The sequence below is a fragment of the Sorangium sp. So ce385 genome (assembly GCF_051474135.1).
Classification (GTDB): Bacteria; Myxococcota_A; Polyangia; order Polyangiales; family Polyangiaceae; genus Sorangium; species Sorangium cellulosum_D.
On sequence record NZ_CP150337.1, the window covers coordinates 9514829 to 9540215 of the forward strand.

Sequence of the window (25387 nt, forward strand, 5' to 3'; positions counted from 1 at the left end):
GCTATGACAGGCTCTCGGCGTCCGCCCCCAGCCCTTGCCAGCGCTGCAGCACGATCGGCAGCAGGGCAGGGTGCAGCAAGTCCGTGATCCAGGTGCGGATCGCCGGGACGGCGGCCAGGTCGCGGGCCAGCGCCGCGACGACGTCGGCCTCCAGGTACAGCAGCAGGGCCTCCGTCACCGCCAGGACGCCCGTCGAGGCCTCGCCGACGTCGGCCAGCAGGGCGCGGCGCGCGTCGGGCTGGGAGAGATCGACGGAGCTTCGACCCACTCTTCGTCGTGACCTGCTCGGCCGCCGTGGTATCGGTCGAGCTCCGCTCGGAGCGCATGACCATGATGGAGCCGAAGATCGTTCACGTCGGACCCTACCCCCTTCGGCTGCCCGAGCTCTGGTACGAGGAGGGTGACGTCCGCGAGAAGCCTGGCTTCTTTGGGTACAACGCCGTCGCCGTCGTGGGGGTGAGCTTCGACTTCTACGTCATCGTCGGGCGGGGGCGGGACGAGGAGGAACGACGGCGGCACGTCGACGGGTTCGTGAAGGGTAAGGCACCGCTGCGTCACCTCCGCGAGAGCACGAGCTGGCAGGGCGTGGCGTTCGAGCGGCACCGATTGGAGGAGTGCACGAAGCTCGCCCCCGGGGCGGTGTACGAGCTGTTCCTCTGCGAGGCCTACGGCGACCTGCTTCTGTTCGGCTTCGGCTTCGTCGCGCCGCTCGAACAGGAGGAGTCCCTGCGGAGGCTCTTCACGACGATGGTGAGCGGCGCCATCGTGGAGCGGGGCGATTCGCTCCACGGGGAGGGCGCCGGGAGCGGTGGTGACGGCGGCGCGCCACGCGCCGCCGCACAGCCCAAGCGAAGCTGGTGGAGCCTGTTCCGGCGGCGGTAGCAGCGCTTATCGACCACCTGCTCACGGGTGGGCTGACGATGGCCCCGCGCGCCAGGGGCCTGCTTGACCTTGCGGCGACCCGGACCTGATCCGATGCTCGCGAGATCGCCCCCACGAGCCTTGCCGCACCCTCCCCCGCCGCGGGTCTTCCCTGCAGCGACGCGCCCGAGCCGCTCCGGACATAGCGATGGCAAGCATTGCCAGGAGGGCAATGCTTGCCATGCGCACGCCGGCAAGGATTGCCAGGGGGGCAACTCTCGCCACGCGCACGCCGGCCGAGCCGCGCGTGCGGCCGCGGGGCGACCGCTCGGCGCCGCTGGATCGGTGCGCCGCGCAGCCCGCCTTTCCTCGGAAGACCCTTCGCGCGGAGGGCCGGCACGCCGGTTGCGAAGTCGCTCTTCCTGCCGGGCTCGCCGGCGATGATCGTGAAAGGTAGGGGACAAGCCATGAAGACACTCCACATCATCCTCCGTTGCGCTCCCATCTTAGGCCTCTTCGCGGTGGCCTTGCCGGGTTGTACAAGCGAGTCCTCAGACTCGGTAGAGCCCGAGGAGATCCTCTGTGACAAGCTCGCCGAGTGCGGGCAGCTGAGCGGCGGCGTGACAGCCGAGCGGTGCGCCACCGATACCCGCCGAGCCCACCAGCAGGCCATCAAGGAGGTGAGCATATGTACGCCGGTCTTCGCGCAGCTCCAGAGCCTCATGGTCTGCGCGGCGCAGCAGGAGGGGTGCGAGATCGACGTCGGTGCGAAGGCGGCCGAGCTCCCGGGGGATCATCCGTGCTTCGCGGAGAGCGAGAGCTACAAGAAGGCCTTGCAGCAGGCGGTGGAGCAGAGCCATGAGCCCGATGCGGGAGACCTGTGTGCCTTCTATTATACGAGGGCCATCGATATGGTGACGACCCCCGCGACCGGCCAGGCGTGCACGACGAACGCCGATTGTCCAGACGTCGAGTGTCCGGACCCGGCGCTCGGGAGGGCGGGCTTTTGCCAGAGCGGCAAGTGCAAGACGGCGATCGACATCTGCAGGTGAGCGCGACGGTCGAATCACCGGGGCGGGACGCGCTCCGACGCCGCCGGAGCGGGACGCGCTCCGATGCCACCGGAGCGGGACGCGCTCCGCAGGAGCAGCGCCACGTCGTGCCGTATCGCCGGGAATGGCGGTCCGAGAGAGCGCGGTGAGCGTGTCGCGTCGACGAGGATCCAGCCCCTGTTTCCAGTCCTCCCGGAGCAGGGGCCCGTAGCTCAAGAAAGTGTCACCGCGGCTCCCGGTCAGGAGTGTTACCAGGGCTCCGCTCGTACACGTCCCGACGATCCCCTCCTGCGCAGCCCCGTCGGCCGTCCTGTGCAGCCCCGTCGGCCCTTCTGCGCAACCCATCGGCCCTCCTGTGCAAGCCCCGGCGCCCTCCTGCGCAGCCCCGTCGGCCCTTCTGCGCAACCCGTCGGCCCTCCTGTACAAGCCCCGGCGCCCTCCTGCGCGGCCCCGTCGACCCTCCTGTGCAGCCCCGCCGGCCCTCCTGCGCGGCCCCGGCGCCCTCCTGCGCACCCCCGTCTGTGTCCTACGTCACACTCGCCCCCGTCCTGCGCGTCCCCCGTGCCCCTCCTGCGCACCCCCGTTGGTGTCCTTCGTTACCATCGCCCGGCTCCTGCGCAGCCCCCGGTGGTCTCCTGCGCAGCCCCCGGTGGTCTCCTGCGCAGCCCCGGCGTCGTCTCGCGCGCCCTTTGTCGTTGCTGCGCAACCCTTTCTCCCTCCTCTCTCCTCGCTCCTCCCTCCTGCGCCCGCACCCCCTTCGCCAGCTCCGTGCCCGCTGCCCGCGGCGCCAGCCACGCCGCATCCTTCCGATGCCGCGGCACACCGCCTCTCCCAACCCTCGCCCCAGCGCCTCTCTCGCGACGCGACCGACTCGTGCTCTCCTCTGGCCGATACCTTGTTCGCCGATACCCTCGCCGATCTTCCAGCCCCTCATTCCGAGGGGCGCTGGCCCCGACAAGGAGGCGTATTTTTACCATGGCAAAGGCATCCACCACCACGTCGCCCAGGACCAACGAGGCCTCGAAGAAGCCCGCTCCGCGCGAGACACAGGGCGCGCCTCGCGCCTCGACGAGAGCAGCAGCGTACACGCTGAGCGCCGCCCGCGAGGCCGAGCTCCTCCGAGAGGCCGAGTCGCTCGGCGACGACACCGTGGTGTTTCCAGGCAAGCTCGCCCGGCGCGTCGTCTGGTCGAGCCGCATCCAGCTCGCCGCCGAGCGCGACGCGGCGGATCTCGTCCGCACCCCCTTCGCCGAGGACGAGCCCCCGCTCACGCGCGAGCAGATCGGCGCGCTGCGCGACAAGATCGAGCTCCTGCGCGCCACGCAATCGCGCTGGCAAGCCGCGCAGCAGCGTCAGGAGCAGGCCGCAGCGACGTTCGCGAAGCCGGCCGTCGAGGCCGCCCTGCACCGGCAAACGCTCCTCCGCTTCTTCGATCTCCGCTTCAAGAAGAGCCCCGAGGGTCAAAAGCGGCTCATGGCGATCCGCGCGGGCAGCGGCGACGCGGACCTGGTCCAGGACGTCTCCGACCTCCTCTTGCTCTGCTCCGAGCACGCGGAGGCCCTTCACAAGGCGCCTCGCGGCGAGGCCGACGCGGCGGCCCGCCTCCGCGAGCTCTCGCCGCTGCTCGCGCGCATGCTCGCCGACAAGACGCTCTCCCCCGAGGCGCAGCGCTCGCGCAAGCTCCGCGACGCCGCCTACACGCTCGTCGTGCACGCCGAGCGGAGGCTGCGCGCCGCCGCGGAGTACTGGTACGCCGGCACCGACAAGATGAAGGACTATGCGCCCTTCCCCGTCTCCCGCGGCGCCGCGTCCACCGGAGATGAAGAGGAAGACGAGGCCTTCGCGGAGGACGGCGCGCCGGAAAGCGACGCGTCGGCGGAGGGAGCAGCGGACGGCGGCGCGTCGGATGGGGGCGCAACGGAAGACGGCGAGTCGGCCGAGGACGAGCGGTAATCGCCCCAGGCCGCGGTGAGCGCGTCCAGACGGGGTGGTCGGCTCGTCCTTGGCTCCCCCACCCCCCCGGGCCGCCTCGTCAGCGCGGCGCGCCGGCGGGAGGCGGCGGCACCTCCTCGAACACCTCGGCGTCCGGCAAGGACAAGACCTCTTTGCCGGCCGCCTCCAGCCCCTCTCTCGGCACATCGCGGAAGCGCGCGCGGAAGGCCGCGGACGGGCGGAGGGTCACGGCCTGTCCGGTCGACCTGCGCCGGTACGTGGTCTCCACGCCGGCCTCGGTCGCCTCGACAAGGCTGAGGTTGAGCTTCCCGAGGCTGGCCCCCGTGGCCGCGGCGGCGCCGTCCGCGATGCAAGAGAACTGCACGTTCCGCGGGCTGTGGTGGATCACCTCGAGGTCGAAGCTCCGCGCCGGCAGCCCGAGCTTCGCGAGGGCATACCGCCCCATGCGGTAGCCGGCGACGGCCCACGGCCCCGCGCCGCCGTGGATCGCGGCGACCGCGCGGAGCTCGTCCTCCGGCGCCGCCGGGGCCGAGCCCGCCGCGGGGCGGTGGCCGTGGTCGTGCTGCGCGGGCAGGTGGCCGCGGTGATGGGCCGCATGCCCTGGACCGCGGTCGTGGTGATGGGCCGCGTGCCCTGGACCGCGATCAGGGCCGGCAGGCGCCTGCGCAGGGCCTGCGGGCTCGTGCGCAATGGCGGTCGGGGCCTCGGCGCCCCCGCCGGCGCTCGCGCCGCCGCACCGAATCGAGGAAACGGCGGCGAGGAGGATCAACGCCGCGTGGCTCACCGTCTTGCGCATGCTCGCTCGACCCTCCGGGAAGCAGGCGAAGTGTCCCCGTTCGCGCGCGACGTCAAGGCCGTCGGCCCCCGCGGCGCACGCGCGCCCGCTCCCCCGCGCCGCACGCGCGCCCGCTCCCCCGCGCCGCACGCGCGCCCGCTCCCCCGCGCCGCACGCGCGCCCGCTCCCCCGCGCCGCACGCGCGCCCGCTCCATCCGCGCCTTCCAGTCCGCCCGCGCCGACGCGGGGATGGAAAGGTGCGCGCGCGTTGGACGGTTTCGCGCCCCGCCGCCCGAGACCGGGGTAACATGCGGCCGTCATGCGTCGCGCGCCCGTCAGCCACCCCTGCCGCTCGAGCCGCGCTGGCCTCGCCGGCTCCGCTGGCCTCGCCGGCTCCGCCGGCCTCGCCGGCGAGGCGACGCCCCCCGAGGCCAGGACAAGAGGTGGTCTCCGCCGATGACCCGAGTCGACCCTGAGGGCTTCCGGCCGGAGGCGCTCGTAGGCCAGGTCCTGCGCGGCAAGTGGCGCCTGGAGCGCCTCCTCGGCTTCGGCGGCATGGCCATGGTCTACGCCGGCACGCACCGCAACGGGATGCGCGGCGCGGTGAAGATCCTCCGCCGCGAGCTGTCCGAGGACCAGGAAGCGCGCTCGCGCTTCCTGCGCGAGGGCTACGTCGCGAACCGCGTGGACCACCCGGGCATCGTCCGGGTGCTCGACGACGACGTCACCGAGGACGGCTCGGTGTTCCTGGTCATGGAGCTGCTCGAGGGCGAGACCGTCGAGGCGCGCCGCGCCCGCGAGCCGAGCGGCGTGCTCGGCGTGAACGAGGTGCTCGGCATCGCCGACGAGCTGCTCGACGTGCTCGCCGTCGCGCACGAGCGCGGGATCGTCCACCGCGACCTCAAGCCCGACAACCTGTTCCTCACGCGCCAGGGGCAGCTCAAGGTGCTCGACTTCGGCATCGCGCGGCTGCGCGAGCTCTCGTCCCCCGCGAACGCGACCACGCGCGCCGGCAGCCTGATGGGGACGCCGCAGTTCATGCCGCCCGAGCAGGCGCGAGGGCAATGGGACAAGGTCGACCCGCGCACCGACCTCTGGGCCGTCGCGAGCACGATGTTCCAGCTCCTCTCGGGGCGGTACGTGCACGAGGCCGAGACCCTCCCGCTGCTGCTGCTCGCGGCCATGACCCAGCCGGCGCCGCCCGTCGGCAGCGTCCTGCCGACCCTCCCCCCGCCGATCGCCGCCGTCATGGACGTGGCCCTCGCGTTCGATCCCGACCGGCGCTGGCCGAACGCCCGCGCGATGCAGCGCGCCCTGCGCCAGGCGCGCGGCGGCGCGGCGTTCGACCCCGCGCCGGGCTCGCACCCGGATCCCTCGCGCATGTCCGCGCACCCGGATCCGGGGCGCGCGTACATGTTCTCGGATCCGGGGCGCCAGGGGGCGCACGCGCGCGCCCCGGGGAGCGGGCCGCGCGGCACGGAGCTCGCCGCGGCGGGCTCGCCCAGCACGGGCAGCGGCGGCGCGGTCAGCGCCGGCTCGGCCGGCGGGGGCGCGGGCACGGTCTCGCCGGTCGTGGAGCGCTCGGCCGGCACGGAGCGCCCGGCGCCGCGCGCGGCGGCCCTGGGCGCGCTCCTGGCCGGCGCCGGCGCGCTGGCCGTGGGCGCCCTGGTCGGGCTCGTGTGGTGGCAGCGCGGGAGCGCCGGGGACGCGGAGCACGCGTCGAACGGCTCCGCGGTGGCCGCAGAGCCGCGCCCCGGGGCGAGCGCCGGGGCGGCGCAGGAGCCGCACGGCGGCGCGGGCGCGCCCGGGGCCGGCGCAGAGCCCGCGGCGTCCGGCGACGCGGTCCCGGCGATCGCGCCCTCGGCGCCCGTGCCCGCGCCGCCGCCGGAGCCCACGCCGAGCGCGTCCGCGACGCCGCCCGCGCCCACGCCGGCCGCCGCGCGGCCCGCCGCGGGGAAGGCGCGACCGCCCACGACCGCTCCGGCGAAGACGCCGCCCGCGCCGGCCCCGGCGCCCACGCCGGCGGAGGACCCGTTCAACCGGAGACGCTGAGGTCGCACGGATGGGTAGATTGAGCTCGCGTAAACGCTCGCGGAAACGATTCCCGGCCGAGGCGCTCGCCCTGGGCGGGGCCGCGCTCCTCGCCTGCCCCGGCGCCTCGGCGCAGGTGCGCGATCCCGCGGCGGCGGAGGCGCTGTTCGACGCCGGCAGGGCCGCGCTCCAGGCGAAGGACTACGACGCGGCGTGCCCCAAGTTCCGGGAGAGCTACGAGCTCGATCCGGCGCCCGGCGCGCTGCTCAACCTCGCCGATTGCGAGGAGAAGCGCGGCAAGGTCGCGACCGCCTGGTCGATCTTCCGGCAGCTCGCGCGCGATCTGCCGGCGAACGACGACCGGCGCCCCATCGCGCAGGCGCGCGCCGCGGCGCTGGAGGGCCGCGTGCCGAGGCTCACCATCCGGCTCGCGCCCGGCGCGCCGCGGGACACGGCCGTGCAGCGCTCGGGGATCCCGGTCGGCGCGGGCTCGCTGGGCGCGCCGCTGCCGGTGGATCCGGGCGAGGTCCAGGTGACGGCGACGGCGCCGGGCCGGAAGCAGAAGACGTTCACGGTGCAGCTCGCCGAGGGCGCGCAGGCCGAGCTGCTCGTCGCGCCGGAGGAGCCCGCGGCCGGCGGCGGGAGCGCCGGGCCCGCGCTCCCGCCGAAGGACGGCCCGCCGGCGGCGGGGGGCTCGATGCAGCGGACGGCCGGGTGGATCAGCGCCGGCGCCGGCGTGGTCGGGCTCGGCGTCGGCGCCGCGTTCGGCCTGCGCGCGCTCGGGAAGAAGGGCGACGCCGAGCCCTATTGCAACGAGGCCAACGTCTGCGCGGAGCGGGGGATCGAGCTGCAAGAGCAGGGCGCGACCGCCGGGACGATCTCGACGGTCGCGTTCCTGGTCGGGGCGGCGGCGCTGGGCGCCGGGGCGGTGCTCATCTTCACTGCGCCGTCGTCGGCGCAGGCGCCGTCGGCCCCGAGGGCGACGGTCGGCGTGGTGCCGGGAGGCGCCGTGGCCAGGGTGATCTTCTGACGGCAGCCGCGGCCGGCGGTGCGCTGGTAATCTCTCGATCCCTGGAGCCACGCCCGGCATGCAGCCGGCCGTGGCGAGGGTGATCTTTCGCCGGCCGCCGGAGGCGCCGCGCCACGGGAGACGGAGAGATGACGCGCGATCTCATGAACACTCGACCCATGTTCCGCGCCGCGCTGCTCGCGGCCGCGGCCGGAGCGGGCTGCAACGCGATCATCGGGCTCGAGGTCGGCGAGCTGGACTCGTCGTCCGGCAGCGCGGGCGCGACGTCGGCGGACGTGTCCGCGGTCGGCACGGGCGGCGCCGGCGGTGATGGCGCCGGCGGCGACGGCACCGGCGGGGACGGCGCCGGCGGGGACGGCACCGGCGGCGCCGGCGGGGAGGCGGCGTACTGCAGCCCGACCCGCGAGGGGGCGGTCCGCGGCGCGTCGGGCGCGTGGGGACAGCTGTCGGGCCTGTCGGTCGCCGGCATCGCGGCGCGGGACGGCGCGGTGACGGCGGTCATCAAGGAGTCGCGGGAGCTCGCCAGCACGCCCAACAAGGTCGGGTTCTCGGTCGCGCGGTGGAGCACGTCCGGGACCCTCGACAGCACGTACGGGATGAGGACCGGCGAGCTGTCCGGCAACATCTGGCCCGAGCACCTGGCCGTCCTGTCGGACGCCGCCTACGTGACCGGCTGGTCGGATGCGCCGTTCATCTCGCTCACGCCGGACGGCGAGTGCTTGATCGGTGTGCCCGACGAGAACGGGCACAGGCCGAGCTTCCTGGCAGCGCTCGATCCGCTGGGCAAATGCAAGTGGATCTGGAGCGTCGATGCCGAGTTCAACACCGCTCCGCTCGCCCTCGCGGCGACGCCCAAGCGGGTCGTGTTCGCGGTCTCGCTCTCGGGACAGGCGACGGCGAGCACCGGCGATTGCGCCCTCGGGGCCGGCGACGAGCGCGGCTCCACGGCGCTCGTGGGGCTCGACCCCGACGGCGCGTGCCTCTGGCATCGCACGTTCGAGACCGCCGCGACCGTGCGCATCGAAGAGCTCGTCGCGGTCCCGGAGACCGGGGAGGTGCTCGTCTTCGGCGAATACGATGCGCCGGATGCGGCGATCAAGATCCAGACGAAGGAGCTCCCCCGCACGCCGGATCGCGACCTGTTCGTGGCGCGCGTCCGGATGGAGGACGGCGAGCTGACGGACCTCCTCCCGCTCAGGGCCCCTGGGAGCCAGTCGGCGGCGCGGCACGGGGCCGCGCTGCTCCCGGGCGGAGACCTCGTGATCTCCGGGACGTACTCCGGGCCGTCCTTCAACTTCCAGGATGGCTGCCCGCTCCTGCCGGACGCGGGGAGCTCGGAGAACACCTTCGTCGCGCGCGTCTCGCGAGAGGGCGTGGTCTGGAGCCGTGGATTCGGCGACGCGGTGAAAGATCAGATGGTCGTCCACCTGGAGGTGGACGAGAGCGGCGCGATCTACGTGACGGGGACGCTCGAGGGCGAGATCCCGCTGGAGAGCGGCGAGAAGATCGCCGCCGGGACGGAGGAGCTGTCCAGCTATCTGATCGTGCTCAATCCGAGCGGCAACGTCCTCTGGGGCACCGCGATCGCGGGGAAAGGCACCGCGGCCGTCTGGTCGGTCGCGCCGGGCGAGAGGCCCGGCGATCCGCTCCACATCGGCGGCGAGCTGACGGACACGTTCCCTCTCATGGACTTCGGCCGTCCCATCCGGGCGCCGGGAGAAGGGTTCATCGTTCAGCTGCAGGGCATGCGGTGACCGCCGCGCTCGGCATCCGCAGAACAGCCCACGACATTTCCACACGGCGCCGCTGAGCCTGCCACGCAAGCGGCGCGGCGCGGCGCGTGATCCGGCCGCCGCAGGTTGACGCCGGTGGGAACGGGGGCTTCCATTCGAGGATGCGCTCGCTTCACCGATGTTTCCGCCTGGCTCTGCCCGCCGCGGCCGCCGCCCTGGGCGCCGTCGCGGGGTGCTACCCCGACGTCACCTTCACCGGGGGCCCCGGCGGCGCAGGCGCTGGCGGGGACTTCGCAGGCACCACCGCATCGTCCGCGAGCACCGCCGCCTCGTCCGCGGACGTGGCCGGCTCCGGCGGCGGCGCGGCGACCTCCGGCGCCGGCGGGGACGGCGGCGGCACGGCGGCCTCCGGCGGCGGCGGCGGCGCGGGCGGCGATGGCTCCGGCGGGGGCGCGGCGACCTCCGGCGCGAGCTCCACCTCGGCCACCTCCGGCTCCGGCGGGGGCGCGGCGACCTCCAGCGCGAGCTCCACCTCGGCCACCTCCGGCTCCGGCGGCGGCACCGTCGACTGCGACGCGGACGACGACGGCTATCGCTCGAAGGCGTGCGAGGGCGGCAACGATTGCAACGACGACAACCCCCTGGTCCACCCCGGCCAGCCCAGCACGTTCTACGACACGCCGATCACCCCGGGGGGCGGCTTCGATTACGACTGCAGCGGCGCCGAGGAGAAGGAGTTCCGCTCGATCAACTGCAGCGGCCTCCTGACGTGCGCCGTGGCATCCAGCGTGTTTCTGGCGGACATCCCGTGCGGGCACGAAGGCCCGTTCGGGTCGTGCAGCCTCACCTGCCAGTCCACCATCGTCTTCCCCAATTACGTCAGAGCCTGCCATTGAGCCCGCCCTGGCGCGATAGCCCCCTCGAGGATGCCGCCCCGCGAAGAGCCGATCCGATGAAGCGCGACCCCCGTACGATCCGAGCCGCCGTGTCCTGCGCCGGCCTGTTCGCCGTCGTGGCGGGCGGCTGCAACGCGATCATCGGGCTCGAGGTCGGCGAGCTCGACCGGTCGCACTCCGGCGCTGGCGCGGCCCCGGGCGCGACCTCCTCCGCGGCGAGCTCGGGCGCGGGCGGCTCGGGCGCGGGGGGAGCGGGCGCGGGCGGCGCAGGCGACGGCGGCATGGGCGCGGGCGGCTCCGGAGCGGCGGACGCGGGCGGCGGGGGCTCGGGCGCGGGAGGAGAGGGCGGCGGGGGCAGCGGCGGCGGGGTTCCGATGTGCAGCGAGGCCCCGGGCGCCATCCTCCAGCCGTCGGCGGCGTGGGGCGAGACGATCGGCTTCGACGTGGGCGACCTCGCCGCCTCGGGCAACGCGCTGACGGCCGTCGTCACGGATGTCCTCGAGGATTCGCGCTATCAATTCACGGTCGGGAAGTGGAGCGCCGCCGGGGCGCGCGACGGCCGGTACGGGCTCTCGGTGAATGACATCTGGGGCTTGCACCTGGCCGCCGGCAAAGACTTCACCTATGTCGCCGGGGAGTCCGAGGGGGCCGCCAACCTGCCCACGGGGTCGCTCAGCGCCTGCCGCATCGGCCCCGGCCTGCTCGACACCACCTTCACGACGAGCTTCGTGGCGGCGCTCGGCCCAGAGGGCAAATGCGCGTGGGTGTGGAGCGTCGACGCCGAGCACGGCACCACCGCGCGCGGCCTCGCGGCGACCCCCGAGGCGCTCGTCGCCGCCGTCGACGTGACGGACGCCGGCAGGAGCTTCGGGCCGTGCGCGCTCCGGGAAATCCCGCAGGAGTCGGCGCTGCTCGCCGCGCTCCACCCGCAGGACGGCGCGTGCCGCTGGCAGCACCGCCTCGGGCCGCGAGCGGCCGTGACGGTCAAGGCGATCGCCGCCAACTCGAGGTCAGGGTCGAGGTTCGTGACCGTCGTCGGCGACTACGACTCGCTCAGCGGAGAGGTCTCGTTCGGCGGGGAGCTCCCCTTCGCCTCGGAGCGCCGCGACGTCTTCATCGCGCGCTACGTGACCACCGACGGCGCCCTGCAGGACGTGAAGACGCTGAACGTCGAGGGAGATCAGCAGGTGGCGCAGCACGGGGCCGCGCTGCTCCCGGGCGGCGACGTCGTGATCGCCGGGACGTACCGCGGGCGCGTCCGCTTCGAAGAGCGCTGCCCGCCGCTGCCCGACGCGGGGGAGACCGAGAACCTCTTCATCGCGCGGGTCTCCGACGACGGCGTCGTGTGGAGCCGCGGGTTCGGCGACGCGGCGGAGAGCCAGATCGCGGCCGGCGTGGCGGTGGACGAGGCGGGCTCGATCTACGTCACGGGCGAGTTCTCGGGCGCGCTCCCGCTGGGGGGCGCCGGGGCGCTCACCACCTCCCGGAAGCGGGCGGGATTCCTGCTGAGGCTGGACGCCCGCGGCAACCTCGTCTCGGCGGCCCAGCTCGAGGGAGACGGCACCGTCGCCCTGCGGGTCGTCGCCGCGAACGGCGGCTCCGGCGATCCCCTCTACGTCGCGGGCGCCGTGACCGGCACCCTCGAGCTCCCCGGGCTCGACGAGCCGCTCGGCAGCGACAGCGATCCGGAGTCTCACGGGTTCATCGCGCGGCTCTCGGGCGTGCGCTGAGCTGCGATCGCGCCGGGCGCGGCCGGAGGCGGCGGAGCTGCGCTCCCGTCCCGCGCGGCGCGTGCGGCGACGAGGCGTAAGGGGATCCCTGCGGTCGGCTTCAAGGGCGGATCCGTTTGTCGCCACGCAACCAGCGTGTTTCCAGGAGACGTCGTGAGCAGCGGAGAAGACCCGTCCGGACCGCATGCTCTCTGCGGTTCCGGGCTCAGGCACGCTGGGTCTCGAGAGGATCGGCGGTTGAGGCTCCGCTCGCCTCCTGTCGTGGCGGCCGCGACTGCGCCGTGCAATAGAGGTCGACGCAATGAAGCGCTCTCTCGCGAAGCTCCGAGCTGGGCTCTGTGCTGCGCTGTTCGCCTCCGGCGCCAGCGGCTGCAACGCCCTCATCGGCCTCGAGGTCGGCGAGGCCGATCCAGCAGAGATCGATGACGCCGCGTCCTCCGCGTCGGCGGGCGGCTCCTCGGCGGTCAGCGCGGGCGCGGGCGGGGGCGGCGGCGCCGGCAGCGGCGGGGGGGAGCTCGCCTGCAACGACGCGAGGGAGGGAGCCATCGCGGCGCCGTCGGGGCTCTGGGGCGACACGATCGGCGTGGACGTGGCGGACATCGCGGCACAGGACGACGCGGTGACGGCCGTGGTCAACGAGGCAGACGCGTTCACCGTGGCGCGGTGGAGCCCCGCCGGGGTGCGCCAAGGCGAGGTGAGCCTGTCGGCGCCCGGCGTCCGGGGCACACACCTGGCCGTCGGGACGGCCGCCACGTTCGTCGCCGGGGAGTCGACGCAGAGCGTGGAGCTCGCCGATGCGCGGTGCCGCGTCGGCCCGCGCGGGGGCGCGGCGGCCGCCCGGTCCAGCTTCGTGGCAGCGCTCGACGCGGCGGGCCGGTGCGCCTGGGCGTGGAGCCTCGACGCCGATGGCGGCACCGCCGCGCGCGGCCTCGCGGCGACGTCGGACGCGGTCGTCTTCGCCGTCGAGTCGGTGGACAAGGCCAAGAGCTCCGGCCCGTGCGACCTCAAGCGCACGGTCGCCGGGGAGGCCGTGCTGCTCGCCGCCTTCGATCCGGCGCGGGGCGCGTGCAAGTGGAACCGCGCCCTCGGGGCGCGGGCGGGCGTGACCGTGAGGGCGCTCGTCGCCGGCGCCACGGCCGGGCCGGGGTCGGTGGCGGTCGTGGGCGAGTACGACACGGCGCGCGGCGCCGTCGCGTTCGGCGAGGAGACGCCCCGCGCCCCGGACGGCCGCGGGCTCTTCGTCGCGCGCTACGCGTCGAGCGACGGCGCGCCGCAGCGGGTCACGACGCTGCGCCTCGAGGGAGATCAGCGCATCGCGCCGCACGGCGCCGCGCAGCTCCCGGACGGCGACGTGGTGATCGCCGGCAGCTACACCGGCGCGCTCGATTTCGAGGATACCTGCCCGGGGATGCCCGAGGCCGGCGGCGCGGACAGCGTCTTCGTCGCGCGCGTCTCGGAGGGCGGGGCGGTGTGGAGCCGCGGGTTCGGCGACGCGGCGGCCGTCCAGGCGGCGGCCGCCGTGGCGGTCGACGCCGCCGGCTCGATCTACGTCGCGGGGCTGTTCGCCGGCGAGATCGACCTCGGGGCCGCCGGGGTGCTCGCGGCCTCGCCGGGGACGCAGGCAGGGTTTCTGATCCAGCTCGACGGCGCGGGCGACGTGATCTCGGCGTCGACGCTCGACGGGGCCGGCTCCGCCGACGTGCGCGCCGTCGCGGCGGGCGGGGCGCCCGGCGGTCCCCTCTACGTCGGGGGAAACGTGGCCGGGATCCTCGGCCTCGGGCTCGACGAGCCCCTCGGCAGCCAGGCCGACGCGCGGCCGCGCGGGTTCGTCGCGCGGCTCGCCGGCGCGCGGTGACGGGCGCCGCGCCGCCGCGCCGGGCCCTGGATCTCGCTGCGATGCCGTGATCTCCTTCACGAGCCCGAGCGGCTCCGGTTGCGCCGGCGACGCGCGCCGTCGCACCCTCGCGCGCCGTGCCCCCCAAGAGCTCGCTCCGCCGGCCTCGCCGCGCCGCGACCGCGGCGCGCTCCTGCGCCGCGCTCGCGTGCGCCGCGCTCGCGTGCGCCGCGCTCGCGTGCGCCCCGGCGCCCGCGGTCGCCCCCTCGCAGGCGCCGGCGCCGCTCCGGAGCCTGCGCATCGCGGACGGCGACCTCGACGGCGAGCCGCGGACCGTGTCCTCGGCCGAGGCGATCCTCGACCTCGACGACGCGCGCTACGCCTTCGAGCACGCCTACGCGGGCCTCGACGGGCGCTCGCCCGCGCCCTCGCCGCTCGCGCTCGCTCGGGCCGAAGCCGCGCTCCGCGGCCGCGCGGCGTGGCGCCCCGGCGAGCTCGCGCGGCTCCTGCGCGATGTGTTCGCGGCGCCGGACGGCCACCTCGCGTTCGGCCACGGCGGCCGCGCGCCGCTCCGGCTCACCGCCGCGCCGGCGCCCGCGCCCGCCGCCCCGGCGCCCGCGCCCGCCGCCCCGGCGACCTGCGCCGACCGCGGCGCCGGCGCCCGTATCGAGGCCCCGCCGCGGCGGCTCGATGCGCCGCGACGCCCCGGCCCGCCCGTCGCGCTCACGCGGAGCCGCGACGGCGTCCCGGTGCTCGCCATCCGAACCTTCAGCACCGCCGCCGCCCCGGCGCTCGCGGCGCTCCCCGCGCTCGCCGCCGAGCTGCGGCGAGCGCCCGCCTTCGTCGTGGACCTGCGCGGCAACGCCGGCGGCAACTACCTCTTCGCCGAGCGCTTCGCGCTCGCGCTCACCGACGCGCCGCTCTGCGCGCTCGACGAGCGCGAGGTCCTCTCCGTCGCCGCGGCCGAGGGGCGCGCCAACAGCGCCCGCCGCCGGCTCGCCCGCGGCGACGTCCCGCCCGAGGCGCGGCCGCGCTTCGTCGAGCACCTCGCCGCGCTCGAGCGCCTCGCCGGGGCGCTGCGGGGTCGCGCCGCGGACGGCCGCGGCGCGGCGCCGCGCGTCGATCTCACGACCCGCGGCGCGCGGATCCGCGGGCGGGCGGCGGGGCCGCTCGAGGGGCGCGCCGTCTTCCTCGTCGACCGCGGCTGCGCGTCGGCGTGCGAGATGCTGCTCGCGCTGGTGCGGCAGATCCCGGGCGTCCTCGTGGTCGGGCAGAACACCCGCGGCGGCATGAGCGTCGGCGAGATCGCGCTCTTCCGGCTCCCGCGCTCGGGCGTCACCCTCTCGCTCGGCACCCGCGCGTACCGCGACCCGCTCGGCGACTTCGTCGAGCTGCGCGGGTTCGAGCCCGACGTCCGGCTCGACGGCGTCGAGCTCGTCGAAGGCGCGGCCGCGCTCGCGCTGCGCGGGGCGCCGTCCGGCGCGCCTCGCCGCGGCGCGCGGACATCGTGCGCGCCTCGTTGAGTTCGCGAGCCGTCCGCGTATGCTGGCCTCGCTGCGCCGAAGCCACCCGCAGTTCCTCGGAGTCGCCGCGCGAGCGCGACGGGAGCCAGCATGCCGATCGGGCCAACGGAAGGGAGTATCGTGCCGCGTCGCCGCCTCGCCGCGCCGCGCGCCCGCGGCGCGCAGGCCGCCGCGGTGCTCGCCGCGCTGCTCGGGCTCGCCGCGCCCGCGACCGCGCAGGTGCCTGGCGCGCCGCAGAGGCCGGCGCTCGGCGGCACGACGGCGGCTCCCGCCGCGCCGAGCGCTCCTCCCGCGACCGCGAGCGCTCCGCCCGCGCCCGCCAGCGCTCCTCCCGCGACCGCGAGCGCTCCTCCCGCGCCCGCCAGCGCTCCTCCAGTGAGCGCTCCTCCCGCGCCCGTCAGCGCTCCTCCCGCGCCTCCGGACGGCGCGCCGATGCCCGTCCCGCCGGGCTATTACCTGCTGCCGCCGCCGCCGCTCCCGCCGTGGGCGAACCCGCGGACCATCCAGTACGAGGAGGGCGACCCGATCCCGCGCGGCTACGCGCTCAAGACCCGATCGGATCGCGCGCTCGCCGGCGCGGGGCTCCTGACGTTCGGCATCCCGTACGCGCTCTCGATCACGGTCGCGGGCGTCGCGACCCTCGCGGAGGAGGATTTCGACGAGTTCGGGCCGCTGTTCATCCCGTTCGTCGGCCCGATGATCAGCACGGTGACCATGGACGCCGAGGGCGCGGGCGTCTTCTGGCTCACGGTGGACGCCGTGGCCCAGGTGAGCGGGCTGCTCCTGTATGTCGCCGGCTTGGCGAACGAGGAGGTCTACCTGGAGCGGCAGTTCAAGGTGAGCCCGCGCGATCCCGAGCACGCTGCGTCCCCGTGGCCTGCGATCTCGATCGGCGCGTCGTCCGCGGAGCTTCGATGGCGATTCTGATCCGGCGAGCCTGCGCCAGCGGCTCTCACCCCGAAGGGAGACCCACGTGAGCGCGATCCGCGCTGTCCTCTCGATGCCCGCGCTGCTCGGCGTGCTCGCGCTCGCGACCCCGGCCGCAGCGGAGAGCGACGCTCCGTCAGCGCAGAGCGCGCCGCCGCCCGGCTACGCACCGCCGCCGGGCTACGCACCGCCGCCGGGCTACCCGCCGCCGCCCGGCTACGCGCCGCCGCCCGGCTACGCGCCGCCGCCCGGCTACGCGCCGCCGCCCGGCTACGCGCCGCCGCCGGGCTACCCGCCGCTCGGCTACCCGCCTCCGGCGGACTACGCGTCGTATGCGTCGAGCTTCATCTTCGGCATGCCGCGGACGCTGCCCTTCAAGGAAGGCGAGCCCGCGCCGCAGGGCTACCGCCTCGAGACGCAGAAGAGCCGCCGGCTGCTGGTCGCGGGGTCCATCGTCCTCGGCACCGCGTGGGCGCTCGCCGCGCTCACGGCCGGGAGCATCCTCAGCGAGGGAGAGAGCGAGGCCGGCAGCTACGCGCCGCTGTTCGTGCCCGTGGGCGGCCCGTTCATCACGCTCGCCACGGGCGAGGACATCGACTTCTCCGACGACGGCGGCCGGGTCGCCGGCTCCCTCGTGCTCCTCAACGGTCTCACGCAGGTGACGGGCTTCGCGCTGCTCGTCGCGGGCCTCGCCTCCAACCAGAAGGTCTGGGTGCGCCACGACATCCCGCGCGACACGTCGCTCCACGCCCCCGAGCTCCTCGTCGGCCCGACCGGCGGGACCCTGCGCGTCCGCTTCTGAGCAGCGCGCGCCGGGAGCCCATCCCGGCTCCCGGCGCCCCTGCGCCCTCCGCTCACCGCGCCAGCCGGTACGTCGCGTCGAACGGCGAGCCCCCCTGCGGCAGCTCCCGGACCACGCCGCGCTCCGGGTTCGCCGCGAGGTGGCGCAGGATCCAGAAGACCGTCTCGACGTCGCCGGTGCCCGCCGCGCCCGCGATCTCCTCGAGCTTCAGCGCGCGCCCCGCGCCCGCGGCCAGCGCCGCGAGCACCTTGGCCTGCAGATCCAGCACCTCCTGCGCGGCCTTCTTGCCGGCCTCGACGCCCGGCTGGTGGTACGCGTTGATGCCCACGAGCGACGCGTACAGCCCGACCGCGCGCTCGTAGAGCGCGATCAGCATGCCGACGGCGCGCGCGTCGACCGTCTCGATCGTGATCGTGATCGACTCGCGCCCGCTCTCGCTCAGCGCCTTGCGCGTCCCCTGCAGGAAGCCGGAGAGGTAGTCGCCCGTCGTGACGCCGGGGTCGACCTCGATCGCGCCGCGCGACGGCGCGCGATCGCGCAGCACCTCGATGAACGTGACGAAGAAGTTGTCGAGCCCGTCGCGGAGCTGCTGCACGTACGCGTGCTGATCGGTCGAGCCCTTGTTGCCGTAGACGGCGATCCCCTGGCACACCTCCTTGCCCTGGCGATCGAGCCGCTTGCCGAGCGACTCCATCACGAGCTGCTGGAGGTAGCGGGAGAAGAGCTCGAGCCGGTCCTTGTACGGGAGCAGCACCATGTCCTTCCGGCCCACGCCGCCCGTCGCCGAATACCAGGCGAGCGCGAGCAGCGCCGCCGGGTTCCGGAGCACCTCCTTCGCGCGCGTGACCTCGTCCATCTCGCGCGCCCCCTGCAGCATCTCCAGGATCGACAGCCCCTGCAGCGCCGCCGGCAAGAGGCCGACCGCCGAGAGCTCGCTCGTCCGCCCGCCGACCCAGTCCCACATCGGGAAGCGGGCGAGGAAGCCGTGCTTCGCCGCGTACTTGTCGAGCTCGCTCCCCTCCCCCGTCACCGCGACCGCGTGCGCCCCGAGCGAGAGGCCGAGCCGCCGGTACGCCGCCTCGAGCTCGAGCATTCCGTTGCGCGTCTCCTTCGTCCCGCCCGATTTCGAGATGATCACCGCGAGCGTCGCACCGAGGTCGTCCCCGATGGCGTCCAGCGTGCGATCGATCCCGTCCGGATCCGTGTTGTCGAAGAAATACGGCTGCATCCGGTCGGCCGGCGTCCCCAGCGCCGACGCGACGAACTGCGGCCCGAGCGCCGAGCCGCCGATCCCGACGACCAGCACCTTGCGGAAGCGGGCCGCCCGCTCCGGCCGCACCCGCGCCGCGTGCACGTCCGCGGCGAAGCTCAGGATCCGCGCGTTCGTCGCCTCGATCGCGGCGCGCAGCGCGGCCTCGGGCGCGAGCTCCGGCGCGCGCAGCCAGTAATGGCCGACCCGGCGGTCCTCGTCGGGGTTGGCGATGCTCCCGCCCTCGAGCGCCGCCATCTCGGCGAGCGCCGCCTGGATGCGCGGATCCATCGTGGCGAAAAAGTCTTTCTCGAAGCGGATCCGGCTCACGTCCAGCCAGAGCCCGAGGCTCCCGTCGTGGAAGAGGTGGTCCCGGAAACGGTCGATGGGGAGGACGGCGGGCGCCGGTCCTCGACCCGGGGTAGCGCGGTCTTGATCCATGGCCCCCCTTCTACCGCTTCTCCCTACCGTTTCTCCAGGCGCTCGGACCCCTTGCCCGGACGATGTTCCGCCCTATGCACCGGAGCCATCGGAAAACGACTCTAGCGTGCCGCCCCGACACGCGTTATTTGCACGCCGAACCACGATGCAGCTTGATTTCGGAATCAATGCAGGGCTCGTCGAGGAGCTCTATGCGCAGTACCTCGAGAACCCGGAGTCGGTAGACCCCGGCTGGCGCTCGTTCTTCGAGAGCAAGAACGGCGGCGCTGCGCCGATCAGGTTGCCCGCTCCGGCCGCGCTGCCGTCCGTCCAGCCGCAGGCGTCGCGGCCCTCGGCGGCGCCGGGGAACGGGCACGGCAAGACGAACGGCGAGGCCGCGAAGACGCTGGAGGCCGCGTTCGCGCAGACGCTGAGCGAGCACCCGACCTCGCTCGAGACGTCGCGCGATCTGAAGGTGCTCGCGGAGGCGGCGCTCAAGGCCCGCGTCTACGCCCTCGTGAACGCCTACCGCGTGCGCGGCCACCTCTTCGCGCACGTCGACCCGCTCGGCCTGCCGCCCGCGACGCCGCCCGAGCTCGACCTCACGAACTTCGGGCTGCGCGTCGAGGACCTCGACCTCGCCTTCCCGACGACCGACCTCGCCGGCGTGCCGCCCGTCCTCACGCTGCGCGAGATCATCCGCCGGCTCGAGGAGACGTACTGCCGCTCGATCGGCGTCGAGTTCACGTTCATCGAGGAGCCCGAGGCGCGCCAGTGGCTCCAGCAGCAGATGGAGTCGACGCGCAACCGCCTGACGCTCGACCGCCAGAAGCAGCTCCGGATCCTGACGAAGCTCTCCGACGCCGAGATCTTCGAGCAGTTCATCCACAAGTCCTACGAGGCGGGGACGAAGCGCTTCTCGCTGGAGGGCGCCGAGAGCCTCATCCCGCTGCTCGACCTCATCATCGAGCGCGCGGGGTCGCACGAGGTCGACGAGATCGTGGTCGGCATGGCGCACCGCGGCCGGCTCAACGTCCTCGCGAACATCATGGACAAGAGCCTGCGCGAGATCTTCGCGGCCTTCGAGGACAAGGACGCGGAGCGCCACCTCGGCAGCGGCGACGTCAAGTACCACCTCGGCTACTCGACCGACCGCACGCTCGAGAACGGGCGCAACGTCCACCTCACGCTCACGTTCAACCCGAGCCACCTCGAGTTCGTGAACCCCGTCGTGCAGGGCCGCGTCCGCGCGAAGCAGGACCGGCGGCTCGCCGACGGCGCGGCCGACGCGCGCCGCCGCGTGATGCCGCTGCTCATCCACGGCGACGCGGCGTTCATCGGGCAGGGCGTCGTCGCCGAGACGCTCAACATGATGAACCTGAAGGGCTACTCGACCGGCGGCACGGTCCACGTCATCGTGAACAACCAGGTCGGCTTCACGACCGACCCGATGGAGGGCCGCTCGACCCGCTACGCGTCCGACATCACGCGGATGCTCAAGGTCCCGGTGTTCCACGTGAACGGCGAGGACCCGGAGGCGGTCGCCCACGTCGCGCAGCTCGCGATCGACTACCGCTCGCGCTTCGGCTCGGACGTGGTCATCGACATGTACTGCTACCGCAAGTACGGCCACAACGAGGGCGACGAGCCGCGCTACACGCAGCCGCGGATGTACGCCGCGATCGACAAGAAGCCGACCGTGCGGCAGGTCTACGTCCGGCGCCTCATGGAGCTCGGCCAGGTCACCGCGGAGAAGGCCGAGGAGATCGTGGTGCGGCGCCGCGAGGCGCTCGCCGCCGCGCTCGACGAGGTGAAGCAGAAGGGCTTCGCGCCGGTGCTCTACTCGATGGGCGGCGTGTGGACGCACTACCGCGGCGGCGCCGATCACGCGACGCCGGACGTGCCGACGAGCGTGCCGGCCGAGCGGCTCATCGCGCTGTCCGAGCGGCTCCTCGAGCTGCCCGAGGGCTTCAAGGCGCACCCGAAGGTGCTGCCGACGCTCAAGCAGCGGCACGAGAAGCTCGTCGCCGGCGAGCCGTTCGACTGGGGCACGGGCGAGATGCTCGCCTACGCGTCGCTGCTCGCCGAGGGGACGCCGGTGCGGCTCTCCGGGCAGGACGTGCAGCGCGGCACCTTCAGCCACCGGCACGCGGTGCTGCGCGACGTCGAGACGAGCGCGCGCTTCGCGCCGCTGTCGAGCGTGGCCAAGGCGCCGGCGCGGTTCGAGGCGTACAACAGCCCGCTCAGCGAGGCGGGCGTGCTCGGCTTCGACTTCGGCTACAGCCTCGACTACCCGGACGGGCTCGTCATCTGGGAGGCGCAGTTCGGCGACTTCCTCAACGGCGCGCAGGTCATCGTCGACCAGTTCATCACGTCGAGCGAGGACAAGTGGCACCGCCTGAGCGGCATCGTGCTCTTCCTGCCGCACGGCTACGAGGGCCAGGGGCCGGAGCACTCGAGCGCGCGCATCGAGCGCTGCCTGCAGAACAGCGCCGAGGACAACATCCAGGTGTGCAACCTGACGACGCCGGCGCAGCTGTTCCACGTGCTGCGGCGGCAGGTGCACCGCCCGTGGCGCAAGCCGCTCATCATCGCCACGCCGAAGAGCCTGCTGCGCGTCCCGGCGACGTCGAAGGGCCCGCACCGGCCCGTGTCGACGATCCAGGACCTCGCCGAGGGCCAGTTCCAGCGCGTGCTGCCCGACACGAGCGGCGTCGATCCGGCCGACGTGAAGCGGATCCTGCTCTGCTCGGGCAAGGTGTACTACGACCTCGCGCTGGCGCGGGAGACGCGCGGGCTCAAGGACGTGGCGATCCTGCGGCTGGAGCAGCTCTTCCCGCTGAACGACGAGATCGTGAAGGCGCTCGCGCCCTACAAGGACGGCACGCCGCTCGTGTGGGTGCAGGAGGAGCCGCGCAACTACGGATCCTGGTACTACGTCCTCGCGGTGCTCCGGAACAAGCTCGGCGACCGGCTGCCGCTCTCGTGCGTGAGCCGCGCGCCGAGCGCGAGCCCGGCGACCGGGTCGCGGGCGAGCCACCTCCTCGAGCAGAAGATGCTGATGGACGAGGCGTTCGTGGGGGGCAGCCGGTGATGGGGGGCAGCCGGTGAGCGGAGCGGCGAGCCTGCAGGACCTGTACGCGCCAGAGAGCCGGTGCTTCGGGTGCGGGCCCGCCAACGACAAGGGGCTCCGGCTGAAGAGCCGCGTCGAGGGCGACGCGGTGGTCTGTGACTTCACGCCGGAGCCGCACCACGAGGCGTTCCCCGGGATGGTCAACGGCGGCATCCTCGGGGCGTTGCTCGACTGCCACTCGAACTGGACCGCGGCCCACCACCTCATGCAGGCGCGGGGGGCCGACGCGCCGCCGTGCACGGTGACGGCGGACTTCCACGTGAAGCTGAAGAAGCCGACGCCGCTCGGCCCGGTGCGCCTGCGGGCGCAGGTCGCGGAGGCCGAGGGCGACCGCGTGGTGGTCGAGGCGACCCTGGAGGCGGGGGGCCGGGTCACGGCGACGTGCCGCGGGACGTTCGTGGCCGTCAAGGAAGGGCACCCGGCCTTCCACCGCTGGTAGGCCGGCGGCCCCGCGGCGCGGCGCCGTGAGCGGCCGGCGGCCTCGCGCGCCGCCCTCCGCCCGTCCGCGACCGAGAAGGCGGTGCTCGCCGCCCCCGTGGCACACGCGATGCTCCGCGCCCCGCGAGTGGCGTCCCCGGGCGGCACGCGCGGCGCGGGGCCGCGCAGCGCGGATCGTGGCGCGCGGATCGTGGCGCGCGGATCGGCTCCGCCGCCTCGCGGCGCCGCGAACGAGGAGGATCCGCAATGAAGGCAAACACGGGGTTCGCGGTCGCCGCGGCCGCGCTCGGCGCGCTGTGCGCGCGCGTCGCCTCGGCGCAGGACTACGAGGGCGAGGTCCCGCCGAGCTACCTGAGCTCGCCCCTCAGGGCGCCGGGCAACGCGCTCGAGCTCGGGGTCGGCGCCGGGTACACGCAGGGGTTCGGCGACATCGGGAGCGAGCGGCGCATCCGCGACGTGTCGGGCCCCGGCGCCGGCGTGGCCGTGAAGCTCGGTTACCGCGCGACGCCGAAGCTCGGCCTCGGCCTGACGTCGAGCTACGAGCAGTACATGGCCGTGGGCCCGGATCGGCGCGACACCGACGTCCGCGGCCTGACGGCGGGCGCCGAGGCGAGGTTCCACCTGGCGCCGTTCCAGCGCGTCGATCCGGTGATCGCGCTCGGCAGCGGCTACCGCGCCCTCTGGACGGCGGCGCCCGGCCAGGAGCGCGACACGCTCACCCACGGCGTCGAGATCGCGCGCCTCACCGCGACGCTCGATGTCCGCATGTCGGACAGCGTGGCGCTCGGCCCGTCGATCGGCGGCGGGCTCAACGTCTTCTTCCTGGAGCGCGCGGGCGGCGCGAGCGCCGCCCACGAGGTCCGGGGCACCCGCCTGAACAGCTTCGTGTTCGCGGGGCTCGAGGGGCGTTTCGACCTCGGCGGCCAGCGCGTGCGGCAGATCGTCGAGATCGCGCGGCGCTGAGCGGCCGAGGCGCGGCGCGCTCCGGCAGCGTACGTCCCGAATCCACTCATCCATCTGCGACAGGCCATCTCGTGGCCTCGCCGCGCTTTTCATCACCGCTCGACACGTGCTGGACACAACACAGCTCCCCTTCCAGGAGGGGCTCGGGCCGCGGACATTCGCTCTCCGAGCAGCACGCCTTTGGCGGTGGCAAACACCGATTTCTATGGATCCCCAAAAACCGATACCGTAACGTACGAGACATCGAATCGACGAAGGCGGCGCGGACGGGGGGGGGGGACACGACCGCTCAGGAGCTCTTCTAGAGCACCGGTCGGCTTGAAACGCCCGAGAACGAAGAGGTTGGAACCACAGAGGCACAGAGGGCACAGAGTTTTGTTGTGTTTCCTCTGTGTCCTCTGTGCCTCTGTGGTTCACTTTCTCGGGGTCTCAACCCGTTTGGTGTCCTAGGCAGACCAGCTGCCTGCCGGCGCGACGCTCGCGGGCAGCGCGGGGCGCCGGCTCGGTCGCGCGCCCGCGCTCGTCGTCGGGCGGGGCGCCGCGGGGATCTTGCTTTCAAGGGGAGCGAACTCATGACCACCATTCTCCTCGTCGAAGACAACGAGATGAACCGTGACATGTTATCGCGACGCCTGCTCCGCCGTGGATACGCCGTGGTGACCGCCGTGGACGGCGAGTCGGGGGTGGAGCTGGCGCGGACCGCGCGGCCGCAGCTGATCCTCATGGACGTCGGCCTGCCCAACATCGACGGCCTCGAGGCGACGCGCCGCCTCAAGGGGGACACGCGCACCAGGGACATCCCCATCATCGTCCTCACCGCCCACGCGATGAGCAGCGATCGAGAGCAGGCCATCGAGGCGGGAGGCGACGACTACGACATCAAGCCCGTCGAGATCGAGCGCCTCGACGCCAAGATCCAGACGCTGCTCGCCCGGGAGTCGCCGTGAAGCGCCCGGCCGATCCCCCCGCCGGGCGCGGCGCCGCGAGCGACAGGCCCGGGAGGCAGGAGCTCTGGAGATCGCTCGTCGCGCACCTCCGCCACGAGCTCCGCACCTCGCTCACCGCGATCGTCGGCTACGGCGATCACCTCCTCGAGTGCCTGCCCCTCGACGCGCCGACGAGCACGTTCGACGCGCTCAACGGGCTCCGGGGCATCGGGGCCTCCGTGCTCGCCCAGGTGAACGAGCGCATCTCCGAGGAGGCGCTCGGCGGCCGCGACTCGCAGGCGCTGCTCCGCAGCCTGCGCGAGCTCAACGACGCCACCGAGCCGCACACGAGCAAGATCGAGCCGCTCTGCGCCGAGCTGCTCTCCCGGTTCGAGCGCGAGGAGCGGTTCGCGCTGATTCCCATCCTCTGCCGGATCCAGGCGGCGGGGGTGATGCTGCGCAACCTCATCGCGGGCTACTCGCAGAGCGGCCTCCCGAAGGCCCCGTGGCTCGGGCTGCCGCCCGTCCAGGACGAGGCCACCCCTCCCGCGCTCATCGCCCCGGCCAGGGCCGGGAGCCTCGGCGGGCGCCTGCTCGTCGTCGACGACAACTCCGTGAACCGCGACATGCTGACCGCGTGCCTCGAGCGGCGGGGGTACGAGGTGGACCAGGCGCCCGGCGGGCGCACGGCGCTGCAGCTCATCCGCGAGAACGACTACGACCTGATCTTGCTCGATCTCGTCATGCCGGACCTGAGCGGCCTCGACGTCCTGGAGAAGCTGCGGGACGAGGGGCGCCTCGGCATAGCCCCGGTGGTCCTGCTCTCCGCGTCCGACAAGCTCGGCGACGTGGCGCGCGGCATCGAGTGCGGCGCCGAGGACTACGTGACCAAGCCGTTCAACATGGTCCTGCTCCAGGCGCGCATCCGCGCCTGCCTCGAGCTCAAGCGGCTCAGGCAATGCGAGGAGGCCTATGTCACCCTGCTCCGGGAGCACCAGGCGCGCGCCGAGGAGGCGCAGCGCGCATCGGCCGGGCGCGCGCGGGGCGACGCGGGCGAGCAGGGCGCGGGCTGAGCGAGGGGCCGCGCCGGCCGGGGCGCGCGCGGGGCGCT

20 protein-coding genes are annotated in these 25387 nt (G+C 74.2%); 17 read left to right on the plus strand and 3 right to left on the minus strand.

Annotated elements, in window-relative coordinates:
* Nucleotide 1 precedes the first annotated feature (1 nt).
* Nucleotides 2–268, minus strand: a complete 267-nt coding sequence (locus WME83_RS34625; RefSeq protein WP_437313973.1) for a hypothetical protein — start codon at nt 266–268, stop codon at nt 2–4.
* Between the two features lie 62 nt (nt 269–330).
* Here WME83_RS34625 and WME83_RS34630 point away from each other — a divergent pair, with 62 nt between their 5' ends.
* The 3 genes from WME83_RS34630 (at nt 331) to WME83_RS34640 (ending at nt 3866) form a co-directional block, all read left to right on the plus strand.
* Nucleotides 331–882: a hypothetical protein gene (locus WME83_RS34630; protein ID WP_437313974.1), complete on the plus strand. Its 552-nt coding sequence runs from the start codon at nt 331–333 to the stop codon at nt 880–882.
* A gap of 446 nt (nt 883–1328) precedes the next feature.
* A complete protein-coding gene (locus tag WME83_RS34635; protein ID WP_437313975.1) occupies nt 1329–1913 on the plus strand; it encodes a hypothetical protein in 585 nt (194 codons plus the stop codon).
* A gap of 975 nt (nt 1914–2888) precedes the next feature.
* Nucleotides 2889–3866 (plus strand): ATPase, encoded by a 978-nt coding sequence (locus tag WME83_RS34640; protein ID WP_437313976.1) that lies wholly within the window; start codon nt 2889–2891, stop codon nt 3864–3866.
* 79 nt (nt 3867–3945) lie between these two features.
* On the opposite strand, the gene WME83_RS34645 is transcribed toward WME83_RS34640, so the two are convergent.
* Nucleotides 3946–4662 (minus strand): FmdE family protein, encoded by a 717-nt coding sequence (locus tag WME83_RS34645; RefSeq protein WP_437313977.1) that lies wholly within the window; start codon nt 4660–4662, stop codon nt 3946–3948.
* A gap of 435 nt (nt 4663–5097) precedes the next feature.
* Between WME83_RS34645 and WME83_RS34650 the strand changes: the two genes are divergently transcribed.
* From WME83_RS34650 to WME83_RS34690, 9 genes are all read left to right on the plus strand, one after another.
* Nucleotides 5098–6693, plus strand: a complete 1596-nt coding sequence (locus tag WME83_RS34650) for a serine/threonine-protein kinase (RefSeq protein WP_437313978.1) — start codon at nt 5098–5100, stop codon at nt 6691–6693.
* Between the two features lie 10 nt (nt 6694–6703).
* Nucleotides 6704–7702, plus strand: a complete 999-nt coding sequence (locus WME83_RS34655; protein WP_437313979.1) for a tetratricopeptide repeat protein — start codon at nt 6704–6706, stop codon at nt 7700–7702.
* A gap of 143 nt (nt 7703–7845) precedes the next feature.
* Nucleotides 7846–9456, plus strand: coding sequence for a hypothetical protein (locus tag WME83_RS34660; RefSeq protein ID WP_437313980.1), 1611 nt, complete (start codon nt 7846–7848; stop codon nt 9454–9456).
* Nucleotides 9457–9596: 140 nt separating this feature from the next.
* Nucleotides 9597–10331 carry a hypothetical protein gene (locus WME83_RS34665; protein ID WP_437313981.1) on the plus strand — a complete coding sequence of 245 codons (735 nt, stop codon included), beginning with the start codon at nt 9597–9599 and terminating at the stop codon, nt 10329–10331.
* Between the two features lie 56 nt (nt 10332–10387).
* Nucleotides 10388–12061, plus strand: a complete 1674-nt coding sequence (locus tag WME83_RS34670; RefSeq protein ID WP_437313982.1) for a hypothetical protein — start codon at nt 10388–10390, stop codon at nt 12059–12061.
* A 301-nt stretch (nt 12062–12362) separates the two neighbouring features.
* A complete protein-coding gene (locus WME83_RS34675) occupies nt 12363–13916 on the plus strand; it encodes a hypothetical protein (protein ID WP_437313983.1) in 1554 nt (517 codons plus the stop codon).
* A 116-nt stretch (nt 13917–14032) separates the two neighbouring features.
* The gene (locus tag WME83_RS34680) at nt 14033–15418 is read left to right on the plus strand and encodes a S41 family peptidase (protein WP_437313984.1); all 1386 of its coding nucleotides are present in this window, start codon (nt 14033–14035) and stop codon (nt 15416–15418) included.
* A gap of 120 nt (nt 15419–15538) precedes the next feature.
* Complete coding sequence (locus WME83_RS34685; RefSeq protein ID WP_437313985.1) at nt 15539–16345, plus strand: hypothetical protein; 807 nt, start codon at nt 15539–15541, stop codon at nt 16343–16345.
* A gap of 46 nt (nt 16346–16391) precedes the next feature.
* Nucleotides 16392–17147 carry a hypothetical protein gene (locus WME83_RS34690; protein WP_437313986.1) on the plus strand — a complete coding sequence of 252 codons (756 nt, stop codon included), beginning with the start codon at nt 16392–16394 and terminating at the stop codon, nt 17145–17147.
* A 52-nt stretch (nt 17148–17199) separates the two neighbouring features.
* Here WME83_RS34690 and WME83_RS34695 read toward each other — a convergent pair whose 3' ends face one another.
* Nucleotides 17200–18837 (minus strand): glucose-6-phosphate isomerase, encoded by a 1638-nt coding sequence (locus WME83_RS34695; protein WP_437313987.1) that lies wholly within the window; start codon nt 18835–18837, stop codon nt 17200–17202.
* 145 nt (nt 18838–18982) lie between these two features.
* Here WME83_RS34695 and WME83_RS34700 point away from each other — a divergent pair, with 145 nt between their 5' ends.
* The 5 genes from WME83_RS34700 (at nt 18983) to WME83_RS34720 (ending at nt 25349) form a co-directional block, all read left to right on the plus strand.
* Nucleotides 18983–21910, plus strand: a complete 2928-nt coding sequence (locus WME83_RS34700) for a 2-oxoglutarate dehydrogenase E1 component (protein ID WP_437313988.1) — start codon at nt 18983–18985, stop codon at nt 21908–21910.
* A 13-nt stretch (nt 21911–21923) separates the two neighbouring features.
* The gene (locus WME83_RS34705; protein ID WP_437313989.1) at nt 21924–22388 is read left to right on the plus strand and encodes a PaaI family thioesterase; all 465 of its coding nucleotides are present in this window, start codon (nt 21924–21926) and stop codon (nt 22386–22388) included.
* A 245-nt stretch (nt 22389–22633) separates the two neighbouring features.
* A complete protein-coding gene (locus tag WME83_RS34710; RefSeq protein WP_437313990.1) occupies nt 22634–23350 on the plus strand; it encodes a hypothetical protein in 717 nt (238 codons plus the stop codon).
* Between the two features lie 572 nt (nt 23351–23922).
* Nucleotides 23923–24297: a response regulator gene (locus WME83_RS34715; protein WP_437313991.1), complete on the plus strand. Its 375-nt coding sequence runs from the start codon at nt 23923–23925 to the stop codon at nt 24295–24297.
* Nucleotides 24294–25349, plus strand: coding sequence for a response regulator transcription factor (locus tag WME83_RS34720; protein ID WP_437313992.1), 1056 nt, complete (start codon nt 24294–24296; stop codon nt 25347–25349). The genes WME83_RS34715 and WME83_RS34720 overlap by 4 nt, the downstream gene beginning before the upstream one ends.
* The last annotated feature ends 38 nt before the right edge of the window (nt 25350–25387 follow it).